The organism is Bacillus proteolyticus (assembly GCF_001884065.1).
GTDB lineage: Bacteria > Bacillota > Bacilli > Bacillales > Bacillaceae_G > Bacillus_A > Bacillus_A proteolyticus.
On the sequence record NZ_MACH01000054.1, the window covers coordinates 280,757 to 306,628 of the forward strand.

Genomic DNA, 25,872 nt, shown 5'->3' on the forward strand with positions numbered 1-25,872 from the left:
TCTTAATTATAACAAAGGTTATCAAAAAAATAGAGGGGAGAAATCTGTCTCTCTCTAAAGTAGTTTTTTATAGAAAGTCACATAAAGAGAAGGTGCAGTGACTGTCGAAGTATTGTAGCATAAAAAAGAACTCGCCAGACGTATGACGAGTTCTTTAGTGTACTATTGCTGAATTGCTGCATCTAAAGCGATTTCAATCATTTCGTTAAATGTAGTTTGACGCTCTTCAGATGTTGTTTCTTCACCAGTGAAGATGTGGTCGCTTACTGTTAATACGGATAATGCATTTACACCATATTTAGCTGCTAATGTGTAAAGAGCAGTCGTCTCCATCTCTACTGCTAATACACCGTAATCTCCAAGTTTTTTAACCATGTCCATGCTCTCACGATAAAATACATCTGCTGTTAATACGTTACCAACACGAACGTGTAATCCTTTTTCTGTTCCAGCATCGTAAGCTTTCTTTAAAAGATCAAAGTTTGCAGCAGGAGCAAAATCAAAACCTGGGAATGTTAAGCGGTTCATATTAGAATCTGTACAAGCCGTCATCGCAATAATAACGTCACGTACCTTAACATCTTTTTGAATTGCACCACATGTTCCAACACGAATTAAATTTTTCACGCCGTAGCTTTGAATTAATTCGTTTACATAAATAGAAATAGAAGGAACACCCATACCTGTACCTTGAACAGATACACGCTTTCCTTTATAAGTTCCAGTGAAACCTAACATGCCACGTACGTTGTTATAGCAAGTAACGTCCTCTAAAAATGTTTCAGCAATATATTTTGCACGTAATGGATCACCAGGTAATAGAATAGATTCAGCGATTTCGCCTTGTTTTGCTTCGATATGTACACTCATGAAAAGTCCTCCTTATTATGTATTGATAGAAATCAATATCATTTGCATTATACACTACGAATCCTGTCAATCAAAACCTTTTTAATATTTGTAATGTGTACAAAATAGGAGGATTTCATGAATCATCACCTAGAATAAATATATAAGAAGTTTTGCATGGATAGAGACAATAAAAATGGTAGGTGATATTTTGAAAAATCTTGTCATTGGGCTTATTGCACTAGTACTTATTGTGGCAGGAGGATTTTACATAAAAAAATATCAAGAAACTGTAGAAACGACCGGAGATGTTCAAGAAGTGAAATGGGATGTGAAAAATAAAAAGGGAAATGAAAAAGCAGATATTTCGTTTCAATTGCTAAATAAAATGAATAATGAAGTTCGTGGTGTGAACGATCAAATTCGAGCGGTGATAGTGGATGGGAATTTGAAAAACATACAACAAACGAAGCCTATATTTGCTGGAAATGGATCGTATAAGCTATCTTCAGATGTAGCAAAAGGTGAAGAGTACACGATATTTTTGTATGAAGATGAAAACAAGTCCGTGGAATCATTTTCTAAGAAAGATTTTGGTGAAGAAAAAAAGGAGAAAAACAAGGACAAGAATAAAAAGAAACTACCTGTCGATACTGTACTTACAAAAAATATAGGAGAGCATCAAGTGTCTCTTTTATTTGGTGCATTACATCCGAATGAGGCAACGACATTAACATTTCAGTTTCAAGCGAAAAAGGGAGAAAAGTTGAAATTAAATTCAGGAAGAGGAGAAGTCAACGCTCTTTATATAGTTGATGAGACGAGGGAGCATTTTTTATACGCGATTCCTGTTGATATGGATGAACAATTACAATATAGAATTACATTTCCTGAAGAAGGAACATATAAAATATGGGGAGATTTCTATATAAATGGTAAGAAGTATACAAAAGAGTTTAGTATACAAGTGCAAAAACGAAAAAACAGCTAAGTACTTAGCTGTTTTTTCGTTTTCCTATTAATTTTGTTACAGCGAGCATTGTAATTGGTAAAGAATGATTCTTTCGAAATGCTAAATATTTTCCACTCCATGCAGGTTTGTATTTTTCTTTGAAATGTCGTAAACCGCTGAAGCTATATGTGTAACGAACGTTATTAAATATTGCAGCGGCAACTCGTTCAGACCAGAACGATTGCGTTGATAAACCGACATTTGAGAGTGGTGCCATACCAATATTAAAGGAATGGTATTCATTTTCTTTTGCCCAGTGGAATAAGTGGATAAAAATTGCATCCATGATGCCGCTAGGAGCGTCTGGATAATAACGCATTAAATCAACAGATAATATGCCACTTTGATATACTGGCATAAAGGTTGTAAAGGCAATTATTTTTCCTTCTGCATCAGATAAAGTAGCGATAGGGGCACGGCTAATATACTCACGATCGAAGTACCCAAGTGAAAATCCTTTTTCTTTTTTTCCGCCAAGCCAAGCATCAGACACTTTCTTTAATTCCTCGTATAATTCGTCTGAGAATGGTGGCTCATGAATAGAGAATGTATAACCTTCTCGTTCAAAACGGTTGAAAGTAGCTCGCATACCAGCACGTTTTTTCCCTGTTATTGTAAACGTATTTAAATCAACGACAGCCTCTTCGCCAAGTTTAAAGAAGTTATAGCCGAAATCGTGGTATAAGCTCATCCATTTACTTTCAATTTGATAAAATACGCAAATATACCCAAATCGATCAGCTTCAGCTAAAAATTCTTGCAACACAGTACGGTAGGAGGATGGATCACCAATTGGATCACCAAGTACAACAAGACGTTTTCCAGTAATTGAAAAGAGAAGAAGTGCTTTTCCATCACTACTAAAGAAGAACTGTTTATCTCCTAAAAAACCTAAATGACTAAGTACATTCCCGCCATGTTCCTCTAAGAAGTTTTCTAACCTTTTATCATTGGCTGGTTGCCCGGGAAATTCACTACGGTAACGATTGGCAATTAGTGAACCGATAAGTAAAAAAGTAGGAACGAAAAAGGCGGCTGCTAATGCACTTCGTTTAACTTGTGTAATATTCCGAACGACAAAATCAGGTTTGAAAGCTTCTTTTGCACCTGCAAATAAAATACCTAAGTTTTTATATAAATATAACGTTAGCAATAAGAATAGAAGAACTTTTACGACATCAGAAAGAGAGACTTCCATTTTTTCTCGTACAAATCTTTTACGAAGCATATATAATACAGCAAGTACGATTAATAAAATAAAGGTTTCTTCAATATCAATTCCTTTTAAGGTATTAAAGATTGCCGCTCCAATTAAAGAAACAATCGTCATATAGTAAGAACGCTTTGTTCCATAATATATTCCTCGTGAAAGAATAAGGAGGAGAATCCCAAATGTTAATGATAAGCTAAAAGAAAATTGAATTAGATGCTTTGGAGCTAAAATATGTAAGGCGTGAGCTCGATTGATACTTGTTGGTAGAATGGTTGACAAAATAACCATTAAGCCTGCAAATACTGTTAAAGCAGCGGATGCCCATGAACCTAATTTCCCTAAAAAATCACGTTGTAAAGTCCAAATCACACCAGTTGTTTCTAAAGCAGGTGCAATAAATGGTTTATCTTCAATTTTTTTAATGGCCGCTCCTGTCATTTCAAAGGCTGCAAAAATGAGACCAAGGCAGAATGGTAATATGTAATAGACAAGGCGATATAATAACATAGCAGGTAGTAGTACCCCTGTATCAACGCCATATTGTCCTAGTCCAGTTAAGAAAACAAGATCGAACGATCCAAGGCCACCGGGCACAAGACTTACGACACCGGCTAAAGCCGCAATTACATAGACACCTAAAAACTTTTGAAAGTCGATATCAATTCCAAACAATATTAATATGACATACATAACAATGCCGGCAGAGACCCACTCGACTAATGAAACTAATGAATATAAAACAGTTGGATTTTTCTCTTCTTCTTCATCATTCTCTTGTCCTTCAGTTTGTTTTGTTTTTCTATTTTTAATTTTAGAAAACCCAATATATATAGGAACGAAAAGAGCAAAGAAGATAAGAACAGGCCATAACCACGGTTTTTCGTGCAGAATAAATCTTGTATCTAATATTCCGATGAGACCGAGGAATGAAAGAATAGCTAATCCGTTAATAAATGCAGTTGTCATCCAGGCAATGCTTTTAATAAGTTTTCCATTATCTTTTATATGCGGACGATAGAGCATTGTACGTACACCAGCTCCAACAAGACCACCAAAACCGATAAATCCATTTAAAGTGTTAGCAATCCATGAAATGCGGAAAATCTTTTGTACAGGTATATCTGCTTTTAAGTAACGAAGCATAACAAAGTCATAAAAGAACATTGTTGATACGGCAAATGCACCGAGTGTAATTGCTAAAAAGACTCCTCCAGTTGGAATGTTTTTAATGGTTTGGATCGCTTCTAAAAAAGAAATACCTGCTAATTCTTTTTTAGCCTGAAAGAATACAATTGTTAAGACAACAAATGGGAAGATGATTTTCCCAATCTGTAAGAAACGTTTCCATGAAAACGACATAAATACAACTCTCCTTGTGTAAGAAAACTGAGACAATAATATTATTATGACAAACTTCAAGAAAAATAAAAAGGTAAATTCCTGTATAGGGAAGCTATTTTTTATATAGGTTATATTTAAAAGAATATTTCGTTTATCGGAAAATTGGGTTAAAATAAGGTGAAAGAAGGAAGAGAGGGGAAGTAGATGGTTATAATAGGTTATGCAGGATATGAGTTAGAAAAAGCAAAACCGAATACATCAGAAGATTTTTTTAATAGATCTGAAGTGACATATGTATTAAATAATCAAGAGAAAACCTTTTCTGTCTTATATGTTCGATATTTTGAAGAAATTTTACAAGAAATTACCCCTTTTGAAGGAAATCCAGTTTATAAAGTAGAAGAACAAGACGTATATTTACGAGATATTGTAGCAATCGCTTGTTTAGTGAACAATAAAGAGCTACGCGCGCAGAAGCGCTTGTATCTCAATGAAGTAACAGACTTTCAACGATACTTTGACGAAGGAACAGTGGTGAAAGTACAAGAAATATTAGCTGAATTACATAAAAATAAAAGAGTGGAAATAGCGTAAAACGGCAAAGGAGAGAGAAGCCATGTCTAATTTGATGGTTGAAAATCAAACAGAACAAGTTTCTATATTTTTAGAAGATGTCATTTCCTTAATAACTAATTATGTAAATTATCATACATTACCTTCTTTATTGGAGGAAACACCAACAGGAAACGAGCAATATTATAAAGGGATATTAGGGTCAATAAGGAGACTTCTTGTTTTTTGTGAAGAAGGACTTGATGCATGTTTTGTTTTGCTGAATAGCCAGCCATTTCGAAAGACAGCAGCTGAAAAAGTTTTATATAAGATTTATCATCAAGTAATTGCAGAGTTTTTTTCACCAAAGAATGATCATTGGTATGAAAATAGTCGTTCCGCTTATACAGGGGAAAATTCTATTGTTTTTCAGCAAACACCACCTGGATCTATAGAACGAATGATGAAGGATTTAGAAGGGAAATTTCAATTGATGCGTGAAGAACTAGAATATTATGAGACAGATTATCAAACAAAAATGTTGCACAAATATTGATTAAGGAAAAGAAGCTAAGGACACTTAGCTTCTTTTCCTTTTGTCCAGTTATATAAGGGATTTTAATTGAATATAGTTAAAGTGGATAGCATCAAGGAGGTGTGACATGAGTCAGCAAGGTGTATTTACAGATTACTTTCATGAAGTAGAAAGTTGGTGTGAAAGTGTTCTTCAAGTATTAGATAGCCGTGCAATGGAAGTGTATGATGTCCATATGCTTGCTTATAAAATTCAAACGCTATTAGATCGTATGAAAGAGCATGAATACGACACAGATGCCGAGTTTATGTATGAAATAAGTGATGATGTAGAACATATTCAACACCATTTACAGGAGGTATTTGTGCAAGAAGGAGAGGAATATGAACTATGTGAAAGAGGGGATAGCGAACGAGCTGTTCCGATTGGGGGGCATACACTCCCACCATTACCTTATCCATATAGTGCGTTAGAACCGTACATTTCACGAGAAATTATGATGTTACACCATGATAAACATCATCGTAGTTACGTGGAAGGATTAAATAAAGCAGAGAAGATGATGGAAGAAGCGAGAAAAACAAATCAATTTGATTTAATTAAGCATTGGGAAAGAGAAGCGGCTTTTCATGGATCAGGTCATTACTTACACACGATATTTTGGAATAACATGAAAAAAGATGGTGGTGGAAGTCCGAGAGGGGCTTTTTCACAACAAATTGAGCAAGATTTCGGAAGTTTTTTACGTTTTCAAAAGCATTTCACAGAAGCAGCTTCTAAAGTGGAAGGTTCAGGATGGGCGATTCTTGTATGGGTACCCCGTTCAGGAAGGTTAGAAATTTTGCAAAGCACGCTTCATCAATTGTTTACACAGTGGGATACGATACCACTCCTTGTACTTGATGTATGGGAACATGCGTATTATTTACAATATCAAAATCGAAAAGATGAATATATTAAAAATTGGTGGAATGTTGTAAATTGGCCTGATGTAGAAAAGAGATTTGAAAGTGCAAAGCAAATTGAATGGACGCCGTATTAGACGCATATCCCATGCGTCTTTTTTATTGGAGGTGGAAGGAAGATTTCGTTCATATTTTAAAAGGCCAAGCATACACTTGTACAAAAAGTGCCAAAAGGACGTGGGGGGGAAATATGAGACGAATTTGTATAATAATTACGCTAATTATAATGTATGCAAGCGTTATGCCGATTCCTACATATGCAAAAATGAACGGTGGTGTCAGTGCTCGTAACGCAGTTTTAATGGAGCAACAATCTGGTCGTGTACTTTATGGGAAATTAGAACATGAGCCACAAAAAATTGCGAGTATAACAAAAATTATGACAGCATTGTTAGCTGCTGAATCAGGAAAAATGAAAGAACTAGTATCGGTGAGTAATGAAGCAGTACGAGTAGAAGGATCAGCAATTTATTTAAAACCTGGACAAAAAGTGAAGTTAGAAGATTTAGTCTACGGATTAATGCTTAGATCAGGTAATGATGCAGCACAAGTAATTGCTGAAAATGTGGGAGGAAGTATAGAAGGGTTCGTATATTTAATGAATGAAAAAGCGAAAGAAATCGGAATGAAAGATACGCACTTCTCAAACCCGCATGGCTTGGATGGGGATGGATCGCATTATTCGTCGGCTTATGATATGGCATTATTAACGAAATATGCAATGGGGAACGAGACCTTTAAGAAAATTTTTGGAACAAAAACGTATAAATCAGATTCTTGGGATTATCCGTGGAAAAATAAACATAAGCTTGTGACATCTTATTATGAATTTGCAACAGGAGGAAAGACAGGTTTTACGAAGAAAGCAGGACGGACACTTGTTACGACAGCTTCAAAAGATGGACTAGATTTAATTGTCGTAACTTTGAGTGCTTCTAGTGATTGGGATGATCATATGAATTTATTTGACAAAGGTTTTGAACGTTTCAAGCAAACGAAAGTTTTAGGACAAGGAGCACTCGCTGAAATAAATGAAAAGAAATATGCTAATCATGTTTATACGAAAAATAGTTTTTTCGTGCCTTTAACTGAAGAGGAAAAAAAGAGCGTGGTATTAAAAGTTGAACTCGATAAAAGTGTAAAACTTATGGATGGAGTAAAAGTTGGAAAGACAGATGTTTATGTTGGCAATGAGAAAGTTGGAGAACGGAATTTATTTTATAGTAAACGGAAGTTAATAGCTACAACGGGAATGTATTGGAATAATGTGCAAGAAATTTTTTCTTATATGATAGGTGTTGGGAACGATGGTTAATCTCGTCTGGGCAGCGATGGCGATCATAGGGATTGTATATGCCATGATAAACGGAACGATGGAAGAAGTAACTAAAGCTGTATTTGACGGGGCAAAAGATGCAGTAACAATTTGTATAGGACTTATTAGCGTTTTAGTATTTTGGCTTGGTTTAATGAAAATTGCAGAGGAAGCAGGGTTATTAAAAAAGTTAGTTACACTTTTTATGCCGATAGTAAAAAGGTTGTTTCCAGAAATACCGAAAGATCATCCGTCAATGGGATTTATTTTATCGAATATGATGGCAAACTTTTTTGGATTAGGTAATGCAGCGACCCCTCTTGGTATTAAAGCGATGGAACAATTGAAAGAGTTAAATGGAGGGAAGGATTCGGCCAGTCGCTCTATGGTGACGTTTCTCGCATTAAATACATCAGCGATTACTTTAATCCCTACTACTGTCATTTCGATTCGAATGACTTATGAATCAGCAAATCCTACCGAAATCGTTGGGGTAACATTCATTGCACAAGTACTCTCTATGATTGGAGCAATTTGGATTGACCGCTATTTTTACCGAAGAAGGAGTAGAAAGGGGCGGAAAAAATGAGTATTGTAAATACAATTTCATTATGGGTAATCCCTTGTGTAATCGGTTTTATCCTTTTATATGGCACGATAAAAAAAGTTCCGACGTATGAATCGTTTGTTGAGGGAGGAAAAGAAGGGATTCAAATTGCAGTTTCCATTTTACCGTTTATGGTGGGAATGCTTGTATCCATTTCGATTTTTCGAGCGTCTGGAGCGTTAGATGCGATGATATCTGTAATGAAGCCGATGTTAGACTTAATTCATGTCCCAGCGGAAATTGTTCCACTAGCACTTATACGTCCTATTTCGGGATCGGCTGGTTTAAGTATTACGACTGATTTAATTGCGACATATGGGCCAGATTCGTTTATTGGAAGATTAGCTTCAACGATGCAAGGTAGCACAGATACGACTTTTTATATTTTAACAGTATACTTTGGGGCTGTTGGTATTAGAAAAATGGGAGATGCATTAAAGGTAGGGCTTTTTGCAGATTTGATCGGAATTATTTGCTCGATTGTGTTTGTTTCTCTATTGTTTCGGTAATGCTATTCATTTTTTGCGCTATTTCGCTTATAATACGTATACGACCACTATTAACGTGTAGTTTAATAGTGGTTTTTTTATGCGGTATTTTTGACAAAATGATGAACTTTTATTGTGAGAAATATGAAAAATGTGGACAATAATAAAGGGTAAAAACATGATTTGACCTTTATATGTTTATTATCATCGCTATGTTGTTTAAGTGAGAAGGAGCGAATAGCCGTAAAGCGTATGCGGTTGCCAAGTCTTTCTAATGTAAGGTAAGATAAATTCGAGGTGAAAAAAAGAAATGGAACGATTACAAAAAGTGATTGCGCAAGCAGGTATTGCATCGAGAAGAAAGGCTGAGGAATTAATTCAGCAAGGAAAAGTGAAAGTTAATGGGAAAATAGTGAAGGAGTTAGGAACAAAAGTAACTCCTCAAGATAAAGTAGAAGTAAATAACATCCCTCTTGAAAAAGAAGAACCTGTTTATTTTTTACTATATAAACCAACTGGTGTAATTTCGAGTGTATCAGATGATAAAGGAAGAAGTGTTGTAACAGACTTTTTCCCTGAAATCAGACAACGTTTATTCCCAATCGGACGTTTAGATTATGATACGTCTGGCGTATTATTGATGACAAACGATGGAGATTTCGCCAATGTATTAATGCACCCGAGATATAAAGTTGAAAAAACATATGTTGCAAAAATTAAAGGACCATTAACAGGTGAGAAAATTCGCATGTTAGAACGAGGCGTTATGTTAGAAGACGGGAAAACAGCACCAGCAAATGTGAAAATTATTTCTTGGGACAAGCGTAAAGAGATGGCGATTGTACAATTAACAATTCACGAAGGCCGTAATCGTCAAGTACGTCGTATGTTTGAAGCGTTAGACTGTAAAGTAGTGAAATTAAAACGTGAACGTTATGCCTTTTTAGAAGTGGGTAGTTTGCGACCTGGTGATGCAAGAGAATTGACACCACATGAGGTAAAACAATTACGCGCACTTGCTTCTACAAAGCCAAGATAAGCTATAGAGTTAAAATTTCACCAGTGGAGTGCTCTGCTGGTGATTTATTCAATACAACATTTACAGAAAAGAATACATACCATTTACCGAGGAGAGGGGAGAAAAGATGAAGAAAAATCGCTTATTATTTCGTGTTATCATTCTGCTCATTTTAAGCGGTGCTGTAGGATTTACACTTTATCAAGGATTCTTTGCTAATAAAGAGAAAATGCAAATCGGAAAAGAAGCACCTAACTTTGTTGTGACGGATTTAGAAGGGAAGAAAATTGAACTAAAAGATTTAAAGGGTAAAGGTGTATTTTTAAACTTTTGGGGCACGTGGTGTAAACCTTGTGAAAAAGAAATGCCTTATATGAATGAATTATATCCAAAGTATAAAGAAAAAGGCGTTGAAATCATAGCGTTAGATGCAGATGAAACGGATATTGCAGTAAAGAACTTTGTGAACCAATATGGTTTGAAATTCCCAGTTGCCATTGATAAAGGACAAAAGATTATAGGAACATATGGAGTAGGTCCATTACCGACAAGCTTTTTGATTGATAAAGATGGAAAAGTAGTGGAGCAAATTATAGGTGAACAAACGAAAGAACAGTTAGAAGGCTATTTAAAGAAAATTACTCCGTAATAAAGAAAGCCTTTACATAAGAGGTGCATGTCAATAGCGCCTCTGATTTAAAAATTCTGAGTATTGCGGTAACTTGAGGTTAGAATATACAATAGTACATATAGATACAGGGGCGGTGAGAGTGTTGAAAGAAATTAAATGTGAATGTGGACATGTTAATCCGATAGGAACCATTTTTTGTGAAGCTTGTGGGAAACCATTTGAAAGCAATGAAAATGTAAAACTATTGGATATGCGCTATGAGGGGAGTGCGCGGAGATCTCTCACGCAAACAAAAACGATAGTCGATAAAATTTGGAGCTTTTTCTCTTCTGTAAAAGTGGGTGTATGGCTAATCGTAATAACTTTAGCTGCATCAGCGATAGGAACTATTTTTCCGCAAGAAATGTACATAACGCCAGGAATTGCACCAGCTGAATATTATAAACAAGAATACGGATTTTTAGGACAATTGTACTATCAATTAGGATTTAATAATTTATACGGTTCATGGTGGTATATGATTTTGATTGCTTCTATCGGTATTTCACTTGTGATATGTAGTTTAGACCGCGTTATTCCACTTTATAAAGCTTTAAAAAAGCAAGGCGTAAAAAGACATCCTAGCTTTTTAAAGAGACAGAGATTATATGGGACTGGTACACCTCAAGATGGTGATCTGGAAAGAGTGCAAAAGAATTTAAAGAAAAGAAACTATAACGTGAAAGTGGAAGACGGAAACGTTTTAGCAGAAAAGGGACGCTTCTCGCGTTGGGGTCCATATGTAAATCATATCGGTCTTATTATCTTTTTGTTCGGTGCAATGCTTCGTTTTTTACCGAGTATGTACGTAGACGAAGCACTTTGGTTACGTGACGGTGAAACGAAAGAAATACCAGGGACGGATGGACAATACTATTTGAAGAACGAAAAGTTTATCAAGGAAGTTTATGATAAGAGTAAGGACAAAGAAGTTTATGATGAAGCGATTGATCGCGTTGGTGATAAAATGATTGCGAAAAACTTCCAAACAAATGCTGTATTATACAAAGCGGTAGGAGAAAATATAGCGGGTCAAAAACCAAAATTAGAAAAGGTAAAAGAAGCGGAAATTCGCGTGAATGAACCACTGAAATTTGATCAATTTGCAGTGTATCAAGTGGATTATAAAGAAAGTGAATTTAAAAGTATGTCCTTTAACTTGCAAAATAAAGAAAATAATCAAAAGTGGGGACCGATTAAAGTAGATTTAACGAATCCTAAGGAAAAATATGATTTAGGAAATGGTTATTCTCTAGAACTATTAAGCTATTTTCCTGATTTTTATTTTGATGAGAATGGAAAACCAAATACAAAAACGAAATTACCAAACAATCCTGCATTTGTATTTAAAATGTTTACACCTGAAACACCAGATGGTGAAGTGAGTTTTGTTGGTATTCAGCAAAATATAGAACCTGATGGAAACAACAAATATAAAATGTCGTTTGCAGGTGTTGAAATGCAAAATGCAACAGCACTTACTGTAAGAAAAGATTTAACGCTTTGGATTCTCGGTATTGGAGGATTTATATTTATGGTTGGTGTCATTCAAGGTATGTATTGGAATCATCGCCGTATTTGGATACAACGTGTTAATGATGAATGGTGGATTGCAGGGCATACGAATAAAAATTGGTTCGGTTTAAAGAAAGATATTGAAAGAGTAATAGAAGGTACAGCAATTCCACAGCCAAATGATAAAGTAATTGATAAAAAAATTAGTTAAGGTGGGGAAACGATATGGTGCAAATAAGTAGTAACTTTCTCTTTACCGCATTTATTTTATATTTAATTGCGACTCTATTTTTTGGGGGAGCCATTAAAGAAAAGGGTCATAAATGGGCAAATGTAGGAATAACGATTACAATTTTAGGGTTTATAGCACAAACAGTATATTTTGTTACAAGGTGGATTGCATCAGGTCATGCGCCAGTTAGTAACTTTTTCGAATTCGGTACGTTTTTCGGTATGATGCTTGTCGGAGCATTTATTGTAATGTATTTTATGTACCGTGTAAGTATAATTGGACTATTTGCATTACCAGTTGCTCTTTTATTAATTGCCTATGCAAGTATGTTCCCGAGGGAAATATCCCCGCTTATCCCATCTTTAAAAAGTAACTGGTTACACATTCACGTGACGACTGCAGCAGCAGGACAAGCAATTTTAGCAATTAGTTTTATTACGGGCGTTATGTATTTATTGAAAAATGTAGATCAATCAACGAGAAGTAAACGTACATTTTGGTTAGAAACGGTAGTGTTCACACTTGTTTGTACAGTTGGATTTATTGCAGTAACGACAGTATTCTCCAGTATGAAATATGAAGCTAAGTTTCAATGGATTGATAAAAATGAACAACAAGTCGCGATGAAGTATAATCTCCCAGCTTTAGTTGGACCACATGAAGGGAAGTTACTGACAGAAAATAAACTAGAACCGACAGTCGAAGTTCCAGCAATTGTAAATGCGAAAAAATTAAATACTGTTATTTGGTCAGTAATAGTTGGAACACTACTTTATATTGTATTAAGACTTGTTTTACGCAAACGAGTATCAGCGGCACTTCAGCCACTAGTAAAGAATACGAATAGTGATTTACTAGATGAAATCGGATATCGATCTATTGCGATTGGATTCCCAGTTTTCACATTAGGTGCGCTAATTTTTGCGATGATTTGGGCTCAAATAGCATGGACGCGTTTTTGGGGGTGGGATCCAAAAGAGGTTTGGGCACTTATAACGTGGCTCTTTTATGCTGCAGTATTACATTTGCGATTATCTAAAGGATGGCATGGGGAAAAATCAGCGTGGCTTGCAGTAATTGGTTTTGCGATCATTATGTTTAACTTTATTGTAGTGAACTTAATCATTGCGGGTTTACATTCATATGCATAGAGAAATAAAATAGGAGAGTGTATGTCACTTTCCTATTTTATTTTTGTCAAATTTTCTTCTTTTTTGAGAAAAACATGACAAAGTAGCGGTTGATTTTGTAAAATGATGTCGAGGACATAATATACTGTTCAAATAAAATACATAGTTTTGGAAAAAAATTGAACAAACTTTATTATTCTTGTGAAGCATAATATGGAAAGTGAAACGTTTAAAAAATATTTTGTTAAATGAGAATAAGTGCAACATAATATTGTAGAAGGGTAGGTGTGAACCGTTGCGCTAAAATGCGTAGCGGGTAGAAATGGAAAATGAATCAAGAATATTAATTGTAGACGATGAGGATCGTATTCGTCGCTTATTGAAAATGTATTTAGAAAGAGAGCAATACACAATTGAAGAAGCGGATAATGGTGATACAGCTTTAGAAATGGCCTTACAAAATGATTATGATTTAATCTTATTAGATCTTATGATGCCTGGTAAAGATGGTATCGAAGTGTGCAAAGGGGTTCGTGAGAAGAAAGCGACACCAATTATTATGCTGACAGCAAAAGGTGAAGAAGTAAATCGGGTACAAGGGTTTGAGGTAGGAACTGATGATTATATCGTGAAACCATTTAGCCCACGTGAAGTAGTGCTTCGTGTGAAAGCGGTGTTACGTCGTGCTGTACCAACAACATTCTTTACACAAGATACAACGACGAAAGATGTTACTGTGTTCCCGCACTTAACAATTGATAACGATGCACATCGTGTTACAGCAGATGGTAATGAAGTGAATTTAACACCGAAAGAGTATGAATTACTATTATTCTTAGCGAAAGCTCCAGATAAGGTGTTTGACCGTGAGCAATTGTTAAAAGAAGTATGGCAATATGAATTCTTCGGAGATTTACGTACAGTTGATACGCATGTAAAGCGTTTACGTGAGAAGTTAAGTAAAAAATCACCAGATGCTGCGAAGATGATTGTTACCGTTTGGGGCGTTGGTTACAAGTTTGAGGTTGTGAACGACTGATGCTTTGGAGAAGTGTAGTAGGGAAGTTATGGATGACCATATTACTTCTCGTTTCGTTTGTTCTTGGATTTGTTGCGATTTTACTTTCGCAGTTTTTTAGAACATATTATGTTGATATGAGTGAAGCTAGGCTTCAAAAAGTTGCAACAAGTGTTTCAGAGTTAATTGAAGAAGGTGCCGATGTCAAAACGATTGAGGATATCGCCTACAAATTTTCTGACCCACTTTCAAGGATTATCATTGTAGAAGACGGTAAGGAAATTTCTTCTTCACCGAAACAAGAAGGATTAGTTACGCTTACAATGGATGATTTGAAAAATGATAAAGAATTAGCAGCTGTATTTACAGATAAAAAGGAAATCAAGAATAATATTAGAAAAGCCTCTAATAGTAGAAAAAATAAAAACACGGAAAATGATATTATGATTGTCGGGAAACCAGTGCAGTCAAAAAATCAAAGTGCAGTGTTTGTATATGAATCTTTACAAGTGCCGATACAAGGTATGGAGAGAACGACTGATTTTATTTTCTTATCAGCCGGGATTGCGATTATTTTAACAACTTTCTTTGCATTCTTCTTATCTACCCGAATTACAGCGCCGCTCCGTAAAATGCGTGAGGTTGCTTTTGAGGTAGCGCGCGGGAAATTTGATACGAAAGCCCCTATGGTGTCGCAGGATGAAATTGGGGAGCTCGCAACTGCTTTAAATCAAATGGGTAAGCAGTTGAAGTTTAATATGAATGCTCTGCAGCAGGAAAAAGAGCAGTTAGCTAGCATTTTGAGTAGTATGGCGGATGGTGTTATTACGTTAAATCAAGAAGGTGAAGTCGTTGTTATCAATCCACCGGCAGAAAATTTCTTACAAGTTTGGCAAGAAGAAAAAGAAGTAGAATTAAGTAAAAAACTTCCTTCTGAACTTGTTGAACTATTCCATCTCGTTGTAGAAAGCGAACAACAACAGGTTGTTGAAATTAATTTGCAAAAAGGTAACTACGTAGTTCTTATGACACCGCTTTACAATCAAACGAAAATTCGTGGAGCAGTAGCAGTATTGCGAGACATGACGGAAGAGCGTCGTCTTGAGAAAATGCGTCAAGACTTTATTGCGAATGTATCACATGAACTTCGTACACCGATGGTAATGCTTCAAGGGTATAGTGAAGCGATTTTAGATGATATTGTGCAAACAAAAGAAGAAATTAATGAGTTTGTTCAAATTATTTATGATGAATCTGTTCGTTTAGGTAAACTTGTAAATGAGTTATTAGATTTAGCACGTATGGAAAGTGGTCATGTAGAGTTACATATAGGTGAAGTTGATATTCATCCTTTTGTCGAAAAAATCGGCCGTAAATTCCAAGGGATTGCAAAGGATAAAGAAGTTCAATTAACAGTTGATTTCCAAAGCCCAATTGAACAATATCCGTTTGATGCAGATCGTATGGAGCAGGTATTGACGAATTTAATTGATAATGCAATCCGTCATACAAATGCGGGTGGACATGTTACACTTGTAATTAATACGGAAAATAGTGGCCTTGCTTTTGAAGTGCAGGATTCAGGTGCGGGTATTCCAGAAGAAGATATTCCATTCTTGTTCGATCGGTTCTATAAAGCTGACAAAGCGAGAACGCGTGGGAAAAAGGTTGGAACTGGACTCGGGCTTGCGATTGCTAAAAATATTGTTCAAGGTCATGATGGAAAGATTTCTGTATCCAGTGTCGTTGGAGAAGGAACTACATTCTCTGTATATTTACCGAATCGTATAATTTAGATATGCATGTTTTTTAAAAGTGATAATGAATAAAAGCTCTACTTTTTTTTATTTTTTTGTAAGTTCAATTAAATAAAGAATGGTAGAGTTTTTTCCTTTAATAATCAGTATGAAAAAAGAGAGGTGTCATAATGAAATGAAACTTTATACAAAAACAGGAGATAAAGGGGAAACGAGTGTAATAGGTGGCCGAGTGGATAAAGATCATATACGTGTGGAAGCTTATGGCACGATTGATGAGGCGAACTCTCATATCGGATACGCGCTGTCAAAATTGCAAGAGGAATGTTTTCGTGACATTTATAACGAGATTGAAAATATTCAACATGAACTATTTGATTGTGGAGGAGATTTAGCAATAGTAGAGAAGAAAATTCCCTATAAAGTAACGATAGAGATGGTCGAGTATTTAGAGAGAAGAATCGATTCTTATACAGAAGAAGCGCCGCCATTAGAACGTTTTATTTTACCAGGTGGTAGCGAGGCATCAGCTACAATACACATTGCACGTACAGTTATAAGAAGAGCAGAACGTTGTGTAGTGTCGTTGCAAAAAGAAGGAGAAACCAATGAAATTGTTCTAAAGTATGTAAATCGGTTATCTGATTATTTGTTTGCGGTAGCTAGAGTAATAAATGCGCGTTTACAAGTGAAAGATGTGGAATATAACCGCAGTGCACTTGTTTTTCGCAATAAAAAAGAGAAGGAAGTGGAGTAATTCACTTCTTTTTTTGTATACTTTTTTCTATAATATCCCACAATAGAGAAGGTATGACGGTTATTAGAAAACGGAGGATGTATATGAAAGCGTTAAAATGTGGCGTGGTGATATTGAGTATATTATTTTTATCTCAATTACATGTTTATGCTGAAGAGAATCAGTGGATATGGCCTGTTGATGGGCAGGTAAGTGATTATTTTGGGACAAGACATGGGAAACACTATGGTATTGATATAGCTGCGTCCATTGGAACGCCCGTTGTAGCTATTCAAAATGGTAAGGTGACAAAGTCTTATTTTTCAAGTAGTTATGGAAATGTTGTGTTTATTAAACATGGAGAATATGAGGCTGTTTATGCGCATTTAAATAAGAGATATGTAGTTCAAGGGGATAATATTTCAAAAGGAGAGCGAATTGGAGAGGTAGGGAATACAGGAGAATCGCGAGGAGCGCATTTACATTTAGAAGTGCATCAAGGAAGATGGACGATGGAGAAAAGGAATGCGATGAATCCGTTGCTTGTTTTAAATGAACAAAAAAACCAAGTCGTTTCATCATCATTATATGTTGTACAAAAAGGTGATACTTTAGTTAGTATTGCTCGGAGATTTAGTATGACAGTTGAGGAAATCAAAGTGAGAAATGGATTACGACAAGAGCGAATCTATCCGAACCAACAACTATACGTTAAGTAAAGGAAACTTCTCAAAGTATAACTTTTGAATAGATTTTTAAGAATACGATAGTAAATGAATTTATATCAACGTTTCGACAAGAAATGTTGACTTAGCAATAACATACGAAGATAAGAGTAACCTATTCGTAACGAAAAACCGTCCCAAAAAATCTTTTGGGACGGCTTCTTTTACCAAAAAATAAAGACACATATAAATCCAGAAATAGCTAAGTAGCTATATAAGTAAAAGACTTTTGTTCTTGTTTTTTCTTTTGTCCGAAATAGTACGATAGTTGGCTCGATTAGACCAATTGTAAGACAAAGTAAACCAAGAAGCATAAAGCCAATTGAAAGAGAATACAGGGCGATTTGTGGTGCTTGAAATGGAATCATCCATTTTAATAAAAATGCAATAAGTGCAGTGTAACAAATGCTACCGATGTATTTATTCAATGGTGTATTAGAACGGAAACCAGGAAGTTTCTTGGAAAAAGGACGGGAAACAACTTCCGTTTGTAAAGATGTATGTTCTTCAATTATTTTTTGAGCTTCTTTTCCTTTTTGGAAAAGGGATAAAATCCAGTTTCGCTCACCTTGAAAAATAAATTGAGAAGTTGTTAAATAGTGATCAACTTTTACCTTATTCCAACTCTTCCATGGATAACGCTCACGCAATTTTAATTTACTTTCTGTTTTTTTATCATACTGATAAATACTTATGCCATCTTGGTCAAAAGTAGCGTAGTATGTCTCTCTTGAGAATGTGCCTAGATCAATTGGACAGTAGAAAAGTAATTCTTTTTTTAAATAAAAGTATTCTTTTCTTAAGTTCTTTTTCATTGCTTCTCGAATAGAGTGTCTTTTATCTTTCTTCATGACATTTCCTCCATAACTCAGAAAATGTTCTTATCTTAACAATTCAACATCTTATCACTTTTAACGATATATGACTAGGGGATTCATAAGAGAAATACCGAATTATAAAAAATATGGGTTGTATTGTAAAATATATTGATTGTATCTTTGATTATATAAAATTAATAACTTATTTTTAATAAGTTACACTTTTTTTGTTCACAATACGATTATGTTGTTGTATAATGAAGTGGAAAATAGAATATCGGTCTATCTTCGGGGCAGGGTGAAAATCCCGACCGGCGGTGATGAACAGTTAATAATTTCGTTCTAAGCCCGCGAGCCGTTAAGGCAGGATTTGGTGTGATTCCAAAGCCGACAGTATAGTCTGGATGGGAGAAGATGGAGGTTCATGCGTTCAAAAAAGATAAGTATTTGAACGTCTGTTTGATGTGCCTTAAAATTCTCCCTTTGTGTAAATCGCAAAGGGTTTTTTCGTTCTATGAAAAAATAGGCATAGCAGAACCTTTCCACTTTCCATGAGAAGATCGATGGAAAAGGAGAGAGAAAGATGAAACAAAAAAACAGTGTAGTGCAGATGGTGAGTGTAGCGATGCTAAGTAGTATTGCGTATTTACTAATGATGTTGGATTTTCCATTCCCAGGGCTTCCGCCATTTTTAAAAATTGATTTTAGTGATGTGCCAGCTTTAATTGCGGCGATTATTTTTGGGCCGATTGCAGGAGTAATTGTAGAAGCGATAAAAAATATTTTACATTACGGGATTCAAGGAAGCTTAACGGGAGTGCCAGTTGGAGAAATTGCAAACTTTATTGCAGGGTGTTTATTTATTGGACCAGCAGCTTTCTTATTTAGAAAGTATCGTACTGTAAAAAGTTTAACGACAGGATTAATGCTTGGGACAATTACAATGGCGTTAATCATGAGTGTATTAAACTACATCATCATATTCCCAGCTTACACTTGGTTTTTAAATTCACCAGCTATGTCTAGTGATGCTATAAAAACAACGGTTGTAACGGCAATCTTACCATTTAATTTAATTAAAGGAATTGTAGTGACAATTGTATTTGTAGCGTTATTCTCACGCTTGAAAGTATGGGTGTTTGCAAAAATGAATAATGCATAAAATATAAAGTGAAACTTTAGTCAGTGGGGGTTTTGTTCATCCCCCGCTGATTATTAGCCTTCACCAATCGGGCCTTTACGGGCAGCACGACCCTCACCTAACTTATTTGCTTTCGCTGAATTTTGAGGTGGGGGTCTTACTGCTCGGCGAATAGTGGGGTAAAATAAAACCATTAGTAGTATGGACTGCTAATGGTTTTTTATTAAGCAGAATGAAAATAGAAAACAAAAAATACCCCTCATCCATATGAGGGGCATTTTTTGAAGTTAATAAAAGACTATTCGAATTTTAAAGAGTCGCCATCAAATGATTCGTCAGCAACTTTAATTGAGTCAGTTGGACAGCCTTCGAATGCATCCATCATATCTTCAATTAATACATCTGGAATTTCAACGATACCTTGGTTATCGTCTAATGTCACAAATGCAATACCTTCATCATCATAGTCATAAATGTCTGGTGCAGCAGCGCCACAAGCACCACATGCAATACAAGTATCTTTATCAACGATTGTATATTTTGCCATCTTTTTTCCCTCCTGATAATATGTATGTGAAAAGTTCGTCAAAAAATTATAACCTTATTGTAAAACGGTTTTTAAAACTTTTCAACATAAAATTATAATGATAATGCTTATCAATTAGGGTGTCAACTTGTTTTTGAATTATTTCATAAGATTTTCAAAATACTTAAATGTTATTTCGTTTGATACAATAGAATATATACAAGCATGTAGTGTGAATATGATAAGTTAAATGCGATCGTATTGAAAAAGGAATGAAGTTAGACTGAAAGGTGGAAGCGGTAATGCAGCTACAATATACTTTATTATATTGTTTAAAACAATTGAATGGTGAAAGAACCGTTTCTTCGATTTATTATTTGTTGAAAGGAAAGAGATCGTCGCAAACATTACAAGATGGGAATATGTTTCAAATTTCTTTTTTGTTTGGGATTTATAAATCATTAAATAGAGCTGATTATGATCAAGAAGTTGCAAAGTTGTTACAGACGGATTTAGTGCAATCTATACATGATAATACATACGTGTTAACGACTGCGGGTATCATGCAATTAAACAAATGGGAAGATGAATTTGCCTTTCCGACGTATTTACATGGTTTACACTATGGTGAAATAGGTGAAACGTTTTGGAAGAGATTATCATTAATCGTTCAAACCATTTCGAATATACAACAGGCAAATGCGAAATTTATTCCAATTCAACAGGATACAGAAATAATGATGTGGGTGAAACGTTTTCTCACGGGAATACCATATACGAGAAATGAATTGGCTAAAAGATTGTGGAAGGAGATGCATACTCTTTTACAAAAAAATAATTCAGTAGAAGCGACAATCGTAACATACCGGTTAACTGGCTATGAACGTATTGGGTGTACTTTACAACAATTAGCGGAAATTACGAAACAAGATGTATTTCGAGTGTACTTTTTATTTTGGGGTACAATTCATTTCCTTATTCAAGAAGTTCGCAATAAAGAAAATGAATTTCCATTATTAGCTGAAATTATTTCTTATCCAAATGAGAAAGCTGATTTATTTAGCTTATCAACGAAAAAAACATATAATTTTTGGAGACAAGGACGCTCTTTAGAAGAAATAGCGACAATTCGGAATTTAAAGGTTGCCACGATAGAAGATCATTTTGTGGAGATTGCTTTACGAGAAAAAGAATTTTCTATTGAGATGTTTATGGAAAAAGAAAAAATAGAAAAAGTATCAAAAGTAATTGAAGCATTACAAACACGTAAATTGCGTGTGTTGAAGCAAGCGGTTGGAGAGGGAATCTCTTATTTTGAAGTCCGTCTTGTATTGGCACGGATGGAGGGTATTAATGAAGCTTGAGGAATATTTATATAAGTGGTTTGGATATTCTGAATTTCGTCCGGGGCAAAAAGGAGTTATTACGGACTTATTGGAAGGAAAAGATGTTGTAGCAATGCTTCCGACTGGAAGGGGAAAGTCAATGTGTTATCAACTTCCGGGGCTTCTGCAAGAGGGGACGGTGCTTGTTGTATCACCACTATTATCTTTAATGGAAGACCAAGTTACGCAATTAAAGTATGTCGTGAAAAATCGAGTTATTGCATTTAATAGTTTTCGGACGTTAAGTGAAAAAAGAGAAGCAATGAAAAAGCTATCTTTTTATAAATTTGTTTTCGTATCACCCGAGATGTTGCAGTCGGAATTCCTAATAAGAGAATTGAAAAAAATACATATTTCATTATTTGTCGTAGATGAAGCGCATTGTATTTCACAATGGGGATACGATTTTCGGCCAGATTATAAAAAATTAGATAAAGTAATTGAGAGTATCGGATCTCCAAATGTATTAGCATTAACAGCGACTGCTACAAAGGATGTACTGCAAGATATAGCGGAAAGTTTAAATCTAAAAAATGTCGCTGAGCATGTGTATTCAATTGATCGTCCAAATATTGCGATGGAAGTGCAATTTGTGGAAACGATAGAAGAAAAAAAAGAGGCGCTTTTTGAGCATATAATGTATTTGCAAGGACCTGGTATTGTTTATTGCTCAAGTAGGGCCTGGACAGAGCGTTTAACCGAGTACTTAAGAGGAAAAGGAATTACAGGTGTAGCTTTTTATCATGGTGGTATGGAACATGAAGAGCGTATGTTAATTCAACAACAGTTTATGAATGACCAGTTGCAAATTGTAATATGTACAAGTGCTTTTGGGATGGGGGTCAATAAGGCGAATACAAGATATATTATTCATTTTCAATATCCAACAAATGTAGCTTCTTATTTACAAGAAATTGGAAGAGCGGGGAGAGATGGTGAGCCAAGTATAGCCATTTTGCTATGTAGTCCATTGGATCATGATTTGCCAATTTCAATCATTGAAGATGAATTGCCAAGTAAATCACAAATACAATTTTTATTTTCGTTACTACAAGAAAGAATGTTTCAAACGAAAGTATTACCAATAGAAGATGTAGAAGAAATTTGTTATAATGCAGCAAGATTTAATGAACAATATTGGCGTTTTATCCGTTATCATCTCGAATATCTTGGAATCATACAACGGCGAAATCTTCTGCTAGAGAGCTTGTCAGATGAAATAATGCACAGATTAATAGCGGAAGTGGAAGTGAGATTGCGTAATAAATATAGTGAGCTAGAAAATATGAAGTCATGGATACAAGTTCAAGGATGTAGGCGTGAATATTTATTACAACAGTTCGGTTATAGAAAGGAAAAAGAGATAGAAAACTGTTGTGATTACTGTGGTATTACAAAAACAGAGTATAAAAAAAGACGAGCGCAACAGTCTGTTTTCGACTATAATTGGGAAACAGAGTTACAAAAGCTTTTCGGCCTAGGGAAGATGGAGGAATGATGAACATTCAAAGGCAAAATGTTGAAGATATGAGTCCGAGGGAAATAAGACTGAATCTATACATAACACAACTAATCATTATTGGCATCGGTTGTTTACTAGCATACATATTATTTCAAGATAAAAGAGAAGTTTATAGTTTATGGAAATGGGAACCGATTTCTATACTTGTACTAGGTGGCTTATTAGCGATTTGTATTGTGTTATTAGATTATGTTGCAATGCGAGTGTTTCCAGAATCTTGGTTTGATGATGGTGGCATTAACGATAGAATGTTTCAAGGAATCTCGGTCATGCATTTACTCGTTATCACGTTTATTATTGGCTTTGCGGAAGAGTTTTTATTTAGAGGTGTAGTGCAGACTCATTTTGGAATTGTAATAGCGAGTTTAATTTTTGCTGTGTTACATATTCGGTATATAACGAAGCCTTTTTTGTTTTGTTTCGTCTGCTTTATTAGCTTTGTTTTTGGTTATGTATTCGAGTGGACAGGAAATTTGTTTATAACAATCTTTGCACACTTTCTTGTTGATTTTATAATGGGACTCCAATTAAGAAAATAAATGGAAGGTGGTGGTGAACAACATGAGAAAACGAATTCCTAATTTTGAAGAGGAGTTAGAAGTTGAGCGAGTGGAAGAAGATGAAGGTTTACCGCCGCGTAGTGAAGTTCGTAGAAATAAAGAGAAAAAACCAAAATTTAAAATGAATCATATTTTCGTCCGAGTTTTAACATTTTTATTCATATTGTTACCTATTAGTATTCTATGGTATACAGATAAATATACACAGGTGAAAAATGATAGTAATAATGCTGGGAAAAGTGCGTTTGAAGTGATTTTCTTTGATTCAGCTAAGACTGAATCTCAAAAGCAGTCTGAGAAAGTAGCAACTCATATTGTGAAAGATGGAGAAAGTTTAGAAAGTATAGCGAAGCAATATTTCTCAGATGAAAATGGGATGGAAGTAATTAAAAAGTATAATGATTTGCAAGAAGACAAAGTGAGAGTAGGACAAGAATTAAAAATTCCTATAAAAGATAAGTCTGCGAAGTAAGAGAGCGAGTTAAATGAGTGATATAAAATAGCTGCATATAAAATGAAGGACTATACTTTACGAGGAGGGAGAGTAAAAATATATGACATGGATTATATTATTATGTACTCTCATATGCATTGGTTTTGTATGTCTTCTTGGAATGTATAAAGAAGCGATGCGTAATACTGTGCTGGAACATACATTAGTATTCGAAGAATTTCCGGAAAGTTTTCAAAAAGTTAATGTTTTTTTTATTTCGGATATTCATAGAAGGGTCATTTCTAGCTCGCTAATTGAACGAGTGAAAGGGAAAGCGGATATCGTAATTATTGGCGGCGATTTAGCTGAAAAAGGAGTACCTTTATCGCAGATCTCTTTAAATATTCAAAAGTTAAGAGAAGTAGCCCCTGTATATTTTGTATGGGGAAATAATGATTATGAAATTGAATATCACGAATTAGATGCTTTATTGTTAGAAAATAACGTGAAGGTATTAGATAATACAAGAGTTGTATTTGAGTCTGAATTAGGAGAGAAAATTTGCTTGCTCGGTATCGATGATGTTGGATTAGAACGAGATCGTTTAGATTTAGCATTGGCTGATTGTAAAGAAGAAGGTTTTCGCATTTTAATTAGTCACAACCCTGATATAATAAAAAAAATGTCTGGTAAAGAGCAAATTTCGCTCGTGTTAAGTGGGCATACACATGGAGGACAAATTCGGTTGTTTTCATCTGAAAAACATTTAAAGGGTGGCATATATAAGCATTTTAATATGACACTATTTGTTAGTAATGGGTATGGAACAACATTGTTTCCTCTTCGTTTTCGGGCACCTTCTCAAACGCATATCATTACGTTGTGTGGAGGGAAATAATGCCAACTTCAAATGGAAACTATAATATAAAAGCTGTTTCGAATATACTCGGAATTCAACCGAGTACACTTCGCGCATGGGAAAGACGCTATCATATTATTGCCCCAAAAAGAAATCATGCGGGGCATCGTTTGTATACAGAAGAGCATATTCATATTTTGAAATGGTTAATGAACAAGGTTTCTGAGGGGATGATGATTGGACAAGCCGTTCAGTTATTAGAAGGGAATCGGTTGCAGAACAATATTCAAATAGAAAAAATTCCTGATAAAGAAGTTGTTTTAGTGGACGATATACTACAAGCTTTGTTAGAATTTGATGAAATTACAACTTCTGCATTATTAAACGAGGTTTTTAGTATATATTCAACGGAAAAAGTTGTTATAAGCATCGTTCTTCAAGTCGCAAACAAGTTGTTAATTTTAAAAAATAATAATGAGATTACAATGTTACAATTCAAATATGTTGTATCATTCTTACAAACACGTCTAGGAATGATTTATCATAATGCATCAGTGTATTCTTCCGTTAACAAAGTTTTCGTTTTGGAAAATAATATATTAAAAGGATTTATTTTCGCGACGTATTTACGAATAAAAGGATATCAAGCAATGTATATGGGGACAAGTTTAGATGAAGAAGGTATTTTACTAGCTATTGAACAATTGCAACCTAAGTATTTGTTTATATCTTTTGATGATGAACGAGAACTTGAAGAGGCAGTAAGATTTATTGATTTGTTGCAAGCAAAAAATAAAAATCTCTTTGTTGGTTTTATAGGAAAAAAAAGCATTGGGGATCAATTAAATCTTCAAAATATCCTTATTGGTAACACGAAAGAAGAATGGGATAGATGGATAAGAATGTCAGAATAGTTGTTCGAAAAGAACCATCTATTTTCTATTTCATAT

The 25,872-nt window shown here is 34.9% G+C and carries 26 protein-coding genes and 1 riboswitch; of the genes, 22 read left to right on the plus strand and 4 right to left on the minus strand.

The genetic code is table 11. The annotated features are described in order from the left end of the window. Positions 1-162: 162 nt before the first annotated feature. The gene (deoD, locus tag BAQ49_RS07840) at positions 163-870 is read right to left on the minus strand and encodes a purine-nucleoside phosphorylase (RefSeq protein ID WP_000110707.1); all 708 of its coding nucleotides are present in this window, start codon (positions 868-870) and stop codon (positions 163-165) included. Positions 871-1,045: 175 nt separating this feature from the next. Here deoD and BAQ49_RS07845 point away from each other — a divergent pair, with 175 nt between their 5' ends. Continuing rightward, positions 1,046-1,840, plus strand: a complete 795-nt coding sequence (locus tag BAQ49_RS07845; RefSeq protein ID WP_071744869.1) for a DUF8832 domain-containing protein — start codon at positions 1,046-1,048, stop codon at positions 1,838-1,840. Positions 1,841-1,844: 4 nt separating this feature from the next. Here BAQ49_RS07845 and mprF read toward each other — a convergent pair whose 3' ends face one another. Next, positions 1,845-4,433, minus strand: a complete 2,589-nt coding sequence (gene mprF / locus BAQ49_RS07850) for a bifunctional lysylphosphatidylglycerol flippase/synthetase MprF (RefSeq protein ID WP_071744870.1) — start codon at positions 4,431-4,433, stop codon at positions 1,845-1,847. Positions 4,434-4,619: 186 nt separating this feature from the next. Here mprF and BAQ49_RS07855 point away from each other — a divergent pair, with 186 nt between their 5' ends. The 14 genes from BAQ49_RS07855 to BAQ49_RS07920 all read left to right on the plus strand — a co-directional run bounded on the left by BAQ49_RS07855 (position 4,620) and on the right by BAQ49_RS07920 (position 17,672). Next, positions 4,620-5,009, plus strand: a complete 390-nt coding sequence (locus BAQ49_RS07855) for a hypothetical protein (RefSeq protein WP_071744871.1) — start codon at positions 4,620-4,622, stop codon at positions 5,007-5,009. Positions 5,010-5,031: 22 nt separating this feature from the next. Continuing rightward, on the plus strand, positions 5,032-5,523 hold the full coding sequence (locus tag BAQ49_RS07860) for a YpuI family protein (protein ID WP_071744872.1): 492 nt from the start codon (positions 5,032-5,034) through the stop codon (positions 5,521-5,523). 106 nt (positions 5,524-5,629) lie between these two features. Beyond that, positions 5,630-6,544, plus strand: coding sequence for a superoxide dismutase (locus BAQ49_RS07865; protein WP_071744873.1), 915 nt, complete (start codon positions 5,630-5,632; stop codon positions 6,542-6,544). A gap of 113 nt (positions 6,545-6,657) precedes the next feature. Continuing rightward, on the plus strand, positions 6,658-7,782 hold the full coding sequence (gene dacB / locus BAQ49_RS07870; RefSeq protein ID WP_071744874.1) for a D-alanyl-D-alanine carboxypeptidase DacB: 1,125 nt from the start codon (positions 6,658-6,660) through the stop codon (positions 7,780-7,782). Next, positions 7,775-8,371: a spore maturation protein SpmA gene (gene spmA, locus BAQ49_RS07875; RefSeq protein WP_071744875.1), complete on the plus strand. Its 597-nt coding sequence runs from the start codon at positions 7,775-7,777 to the stop codon at positions 8,369-8,371. Before dacB ends, spmA begins: the two co-directional genes overlap by 8 nt. Next, positions 8,368-8,898 (plus strand): spore maturation protein SpmB, encoded by a 531-nt coding sequence (gene spmB, locus BAQ49_RS07880; protein WP_002201161.1) that lies wholly within the window; start codon positions 8,368-8,370, stop codon positions 8,896-8,898. The genes spmA and spmB overlap by 4 nt, the downstream gene beginning before the upstream one ends. A 289-nt stretch (positions 8,899-9,187) precedes the next feature. Beyond that, positions 9,188-9,916: a 23S rRNA pseudouridine(2605) synthase RluB gene (rluB, locus tag BAQ49_RS07885; protein WP_071744876.1), complete on the plus strand. Its 729-nt coding sequence runs from the start codon at positions 9,188-9,190 to the stop codon at positions 9,914-9,916. A gap of 106 nt (positions 9,917-10,022) precedes the next feature. Continuing rightward, entirely contained in the window at positions 10,023-10,544 is a 522-nt protein-coding gene (gene resA / locus BAQ49_RS07890) for a thiol-disulfide oxidoreductase ResA (protein ID WP_071744877.1), read from the plus strand. Between the two features lie 121 nt (positions 10,545-10,665). Then, on the plus strand, positions 10,666-12,291 hold the full coding sequence (resB, locus tag BAQ49_RS07895; protein ID WP_002011755.1) for a cytochrome c biogenesis protein ResB: 1,626 nt from the start codon (positions 10,666-10,668) through the stop codon (positions 12,289-12,291). Positions 12,292-12,305: 14 nt separating this feature from the next. Further along, a complete protein-coding gene (gene resC, locus BAQ49_RS07900) occupies positions 12,306-13,463 on the plus strand; it encodes a cytochrome c biogenesis protein ResC (RefSeq protein ID WP_071744878.1) in 1,158 nt (385 codons plus the stop codon). A gap of 301 nt (positions 13,464-13,764) precedes the next feature. Continuing rightward, positions 13,765-14,481, plus strand: a complete 717-nt coding sequence (gene resD, locus BAQ49_RS07905; RefSeq protein ID WP_000426861.1) for a DNA-binding response regulator ResD — start codon at positions 13,765-13,767, stop codon at positions 14,479-14,481. Next, a complete protein-coding gene (resE, locus tag BAQ49_RS07910) occupies positions 14,481-16,256 on the plus strand; it encodes a sensor histidine kinase ResE (RefSeq protein WP_083595866.1) in 1,776 nt (591 codons plus the stop codon). Before resD ends, resE begins: the two co-directional genes overlap by 1 nt. A gap of 136 nt (positions 16,257-16,392) precedes the next feature. Further along, positions 16,393-16,974 (plus strand): cob(I)yrinic acid a,c-diamide adenosyltransferase, encoded by a 582-nt coding sequence (locus tag BAQ49_RS07915; protein WP_071744879.1) that lies wholly within the window; start codon positions 16,393-16,395, stop codon positions 16,972-16,974. A gap of 83 nt (positions 16,975-17,057) precedes the next feature. Then, positions 17,058-17,672: a peptidoglycan DD-metalloendopeptidase family protein gene (locus BAQ49_RS07920; protein WP_071744880.1), complete on the plus strand. Its 615-nt coding sequence runs from the start codon at positions 17,058-17,060 to the stop codon at positions 17,670-17,672. A gap of 170 nt (positions 17,673-17,842) precedes the next feature. On the opposite strand, the gene BAQ49_RS07925 is transcribed toward BAQ49_RS07920, so the two are convergent. Continuing rightward, complete coding sequence (locus tag BAQ49_RS07925; RefSeq protein WP_071744881.1) at positions 17,843-18,529, minus strand: hypothetical protein; 687 nt, start codon at positions 18,527-18,529, stop codon at positions 17,843-17,845. 247 nt (positions 18,530-18,776) lie between these two features. Beyond that, positions 18,777-18,916, plus strand: a riboswitch (FMN riboswitch). A 163-nt stretch (positions 18,917-19,079) separates the two neighbouring features. Between BAQ49_RS07925 and BAQ49_RS07930 the strand changes: the two genes are divergently transcribed. Then, positions 19,080-19,658, plus strand: a complete 579-nt coding sequence (locus tag BAQ49_RS07930; RefSeq protein ID WP_000810848.1) for an ECF transporter S component — start codon at positions 19,080-19,082, stop codon at positions 19,656-19,658. 277 nt (positions 19,659-19,935) lie between these two features. Here BAQ49_RS07930 and BAQ49_RS07935 read toward each other — a convergent pair whose 3' ends face one another. After that, complete coding sequence (locus tag BAQ49_RS07935) at positions 19,936-20,184, minus strand: ferredoxin (protein WP_001151994.1); 249 nt, start codon at positions 20,182-20,184, stop codon at positions 19,936-19,938. A gap of 281 nt (positions 20,185-20,465) precedes the next feature. Here BAQ49_RS07935 and BAQ49_RS07945 point away from each other — a divergent pair, with 281 nt between their 5' ends. The 6 genes from BAQ49_RS07945 to BAQ49_RS07970 all read left to right on the plus strand — a co-directional run bounded on the left by BAQ49_RS07945 (position 20,466) and on the right by BAQ49_RS07970 (position 25,836). Further along, the gene (locus BAQ49_RS07945) at positions 20,466-21,527 is read left to right on the plus strand and encodes a YpbB family protein (protein ID WP_071744882.1); all 1,062 of its coding nucleotides are present in this window, start codon (positions 20,466-20,468) and stop codon (positions 21,525-21,527) included. Further along, positions 21,517-23,046 carry a RecQ family ATP-dependent DNA helicase gene (locus BAQ49_RS07950; protein ID WP_071744883.1) on the plus strand — a complete coding sequence of 510 codons (1,530 nt, stop codon included), beginning with the start codon at positions 21,517-21,519 and terminating at the stop codon, positions 23,044-23,046. The genes BAQ49_RS07945 and BAQ49_RS07950 overlap by 11 nt, the downstream gene beginning before the upstream one ends. Then, the gene (locus tag BAQ49_RS07955; protein ID WP_001025786.1) at positions 23,046-23,609 is read left to right on the plus strand and encodes a CPBP family intramembrane glutamic endopeptidase; all 564 of its coding nucleotides are present in this window, start codon (positions 23,046-23,048) and stop codon (positions 23,607-23,609) included. The genes BAQ49_RS07950 and BAQ49_RS07955 overlap by 1 nt, the downstream gene beginning before the upstream one ends. 22 nt (positions 23,610-23,631) lie before the next feature. After that, positions 23,632-24,102, plus strand: a complete 471-nt coding sequence (locus BAQ49_RS07960) for a LysM peptidoglycan-binding domain-containing protein (RefSeq protein ID WP_071744884.1) — start codon at positions 23,632-23,634, stop codon at positions 24,100-24,102. 82 nt (positions 24,103-24,184) lie between these two features. Beyond that, on the plus strand, positions 24,185-24,961 hold the full coding sequence (locus BAQ49_RS07965; protein ID WP_071744885.1) for a metallophosphoesterase: 777 nt from the start codon (positions 24,185-24,187) through the stop codon (positions 24,959-24,961). Then, positions 24,961-25,836 (plus strand): MerR family transcriptional regulator, encoded by an 876-nt coding sequence (locus BAQ49_RS07970; RefSeq protein WP_071744886.1) that lies wholly within the window; start codon positions 24,961-24,963, stop codon positions 25,834-25,836. Before BAQ49_RS07965 ends, BAQ49_RS07970 begins: the two co-directional genes overlap by 1 nt. The last annotated feature ends 36 nt before the right edge of the window (positions 25,837-25,872 follow it).